The 785-nt window shown below is 43.3% G+C and carries 1 protein-coding gene; it reads right to left on the bottom strand.

Features of this window, described 5'->3' with window-relative positions:
* Positions 1 to 26: 26 nt before the first annotated feature.
* A protein-coding gene (locus Xind_RS19665; protein WP_187650959.1) for an IS1 family transposase occupies positions 27 to 724 on the bottom strand; the annotation gives its coding sequence in 2 pieces (ribosomal slippage) (positions 27 to 472 and positions 472 to 724; 699 coding nt in all).
* Positions 725 to 785 lie beyond the last annotated feature (61 nt).

Here is a 785-nt window from a genome sequence, read left to right as displayed (position 1 = left end):
GGTCATGCTTCCAATAGTTAGATCGCTTAGAGGAAGTAGTATTCACGCTCAATAAACGTTCCTATCACTTTATCGTGTATTTCTTCAGATTTGGAATAGCCTATCGTTTTTCGATTCAGCCTCTTTATCCGGATACGGAGAGTGAGATTAGTTCTCTCAATACGTTGGGTAAATTTCTTTCCAGTGAGATGTTTTCCCTCGGGAAGGCAGTTGTAAACGGCATAATTATCCGTACAGTAGAACTGGATGTTGAAAGGAGACAGAAGTGTCAGCAGTTTTTTCAACGTCTTCCTGCTGCGATCACCCAATACATGTGCCACTATCCGCTTCATCGTTGGCTCCCAGGCATACCAGAGCCAGCGTGGGTTTTTCTTGTGACCGACAAATGACCACTGCTCGTCTATTTCACAGATAATATGGATGTCACTTCCCACCAGAGGCCGCGAGGTTACATTTTCTGGCGTGAGTTTTGTAATGTGCGAATGACGGTGTTAATGCCAATTTTCAGAACACGAGCGGTATCTCTAACACCAGAGTTATTCATTGCCATATCAGCAATCTGCTCTTTCATGCCGGGTTGGCAGGCTTGATAGGTGTAATTCAGTTGAAAGGTTTTACGGCAAGCATAGCAGTGATAACGGGGATGACCACGACTTCCTTTTCCATGCCCTTTAACATCCTCTGATTTGTGACAGTAACGACAAACCACATCAACTTTAGCCATATCTCACCCATAATAAAAAATGGGAAGTTTATCACAATATCTAATTATTGGGAGCATGACC

Source organism: Xenorhabdus indica (genome assembly GCF_014467235.1).
GTDB lineage: Bacteria > Pseudomonadota > Gammaproteobacteria > Enterobacterales > Enterobacteriaceae > Xenorhabdus > Xenorhabdus indica.
This window is presented reverse-complemented; position numbering and strand designations above follow the sequence as displayed.